Origin of the sequence: Bartonella sp. AD13SXNS, assembly GCF_042196465.1 — a bacterium.
Classification (GTDB): Bacteria; Pseudomonadota; Alphaproteobacteria; order Rhizobiales; family Rhizobiaceae; genus Bartonella.
Map to the genome: position 1 here is coordinate 1 of NZ_JBHIQI010000052.1, position 2,243 is coordinate 2,243.

Annotated in this window: 3 protein-coding genes and 1 pseudogene; all 4 read left to right on the forward strand. The window is 40.6% G+C overall.

The genetic code is table 11. The features are described from left to right. Positions 1-138 (forward strand): annotated as a pseudogene (locus ACFIMQ_RS09210) (recombinase); the annotation flags it as partial. Between the two features lies 1 nt (position 139). Next, entirely contained in the window at positions 140-763 is a 624-nt protein-coding gene (locus ACFIMQ_RS09215) for a lambda exonuclease family protein (protein WP_375703912.1), read from the forward strand. Between the two features lie 118 nt (positions 764-881). Beyond that, entirely contained in the window at positions 882-1,100 is a 219-nt protein-coding gene (locus ACFIMQ_RS09220; protein ID WP_375703913.1) for a hypothetical protein, read from the forward strand. A 6-nt stretch (positions 1,101-1,106) separates the two neighbouring features. After that, positions 1,107-2,144 (forward strand): tyrosine-type recombinase/integrase, encoded by a 1,038-nt coding sequence (locus ACFIMQ_RS09225; protein WP_375703914.1) that lies wholly within the window; start codon positions 1,107-1,109, stop codon positions 2,142-2,144. Positions 2,145-2,243: the final 99 nt, after the last annotated feature.

Below are 2,243 nucleotides of genomic sequence, written 5' to 3' on the forward strand. Positions count from 1 at the left end.
GATAGACAAAAGGTTCAAGCAGAACAATCTCTCCCACAACAAAATCAAACAGACGCGCCTATACAAGATGCCGAATATATTCACGTCCAAGATATCGAATATGTACCAACACCACAAGAACAAAGAACGGCGGTGTGATATGGAACAAAGGACAGCAGAGTGGTTTCAAGCGCGCTTGGGTAAAGTCACTGCATCTAATGTCTACAGCGTACTCAGTAAGACAGCTAAAGGCTTGCCTACGAGCAAATATGAAGACTACAAAATCAAACTCATAACAGAACGTTTAACTGGTGAAGTAAGCCAATCTTTTCCAACGCCTGCTATGCAATGGGGCATTGAACATGAAGAAGATGCACTCAAAGAATATGCATTCATTTATGATACAGAGATCTCTCAATGCGGCTTTATCCAACACCCCACAATCAAAATGGCTGGTGCTAGCCCTGACGGTCTGATTGGTGAAAACGGTTTAATCGAAATCAAATGTCCACAATCAATCAACCATTTACGCTTTTGTATAGATGATGAAATTAAACCAGAATATCTTGCACAAATGCAATTCCAAATGGCGTGTACGGAACGTCAATGGTGTGATTTTATCAGTTATGATCCACGTTTTACGGGGGATTCATCTCATTTGCGTATGAAAGTCAAACGCGTCTACCGTGATGATCAACAAATTGAACAGATCAATCAAGCTGTCCAAGCCTTTTTAGCAGAGATAGAACGAGAGATACAACAACTCTCTACAAAAGCTGCTTAACCTTATGGGGGTGCTTTGTTCCCCGCATATCTACGAGCACCCCCGCCCTTCTTAACACTTTCAAGTCATGCGTGATTCACGAAATGGGTGAATTGCGTCTCAATGTAGGAGAAAAGATATGGCGCCTCGTAAAGCTATCATAACGCAAGCAGACATTGCACGGGCTTTAAGAGAAGCAAAAAAGCAAAAATGCGAACTCATAGAAATCAAACCTACCGGTGAACTGCTTATCTATCTGAAAGCAGATATTCCATTACCAAACTCAGCAGTAAATCCTGACAAGCTATTGTCTTTGTCAAAAAATGAAAGTGATGAAGTTTTACTTTACAACATGTAATTTACCATGCCAAAACCACGCCCCCCTCATCTCGTCAAAGAAATCACACGCCATGGTAAAATCATATGGTATGTACGTATTGGTCATGGAAAACGTATTCGAATACACGGAACTTATGGAACGCAAGAGTTTGTTGACAACTACAAAAGCGCACTTGCCGAATTACAAGGGCTTATACTCCCTAAATCCAAAACCGGTAAGCTAGTCGAAGGTTCATTTGCATGGCTCCTTAAACAGTATCTTAATAGCTCCAATTGGCATAACCTCGCTAAAGCCACAAAGAAACAAAGAGAATACACTCTTATGAAAGTATGCGATACTATAGGACACATTTCATACCAAGCCATCGAAAAGAAACATATCATAGCCGGTGTTGAACGGCGCAAAGAAACACCAGCAATGGCTAGAGACTTTCTACAATCCCTAAATGGGCTTTTTAAATGGGCGATTGAACAAGGACTTTTGGAAAGCAACCCTACTTTAGGTATCACAAGACCTCCTCTTAAAAATAAAGAGGGCTTTCCCGTTTGGACAGAAGAAGATGTTGAAAAATATTACCAACGCTGGTCACATGGTACCCATGAACGTGTTTGGATTGATGTTCTTCTTTACACGGGTTTGCGTCGTGGTGATGCAGTCCGCATTGGCTGGAAAGACGTCAAAGATAATATCATTCACATCAAAACAGAAAAGAGCCAATTTCAAACAGATGTCTTTCTCCCAATTTTGCCAGAATTAGCCAAAACGCTTGAAGTTGGTCCTATTGGAGAAGAAACATTTATCTGTAATAAAAGGCGAAAAGCACTCTCCAAAGAAAACTTCGGAACTCTATTCTATAAGGCATGTATCCAAGCAGGCATAAAAAAATCGGCGCATGGATTGAGAAAATTAGCAGCCACACGCGCGGCTAATTCCGGGGCAACAGTATCACAATTGAAAGCACTCTTTGGCTGGACAGATGACGCCATGGCATCTCTCTACACAAAGAGCGCAGATCGCAAAAAACTCGCTCTTGAATCGATACAAAAGCTCCAAAAAAGTTAGGGATAGAGACAAAAAAACGTAATAAAATCAAAACTCAACTATCCCCTTACTACAAATATAACTTATTGATTTAATTATTATTGGTTACCCTTCTTTAAA

Coding starts and splice junctions, on each gene's coding strand:
- ACFIMQ_RS09215 (WP_375703912.1), top strand. CDS start 140: ATGGAACAAAGGACAGCAGAGTGGTTTCAAGCGCGCTTGGGTAAAGTC.
- ACFIMQ_RS09220 (WP_375703913.1), top strand. CDS start 882: ATGGCGCCTCGTAAAGCTATCATAACGCAAGCAGACATTGCACGGGCT.
- ACFIMQ_RS09225 (WP_375703914.1), top strand. CDS start 1,107: ATGCCAAAACCACGCCCCCCTCATCTCGTCAAAGAAATCACACGCCAT.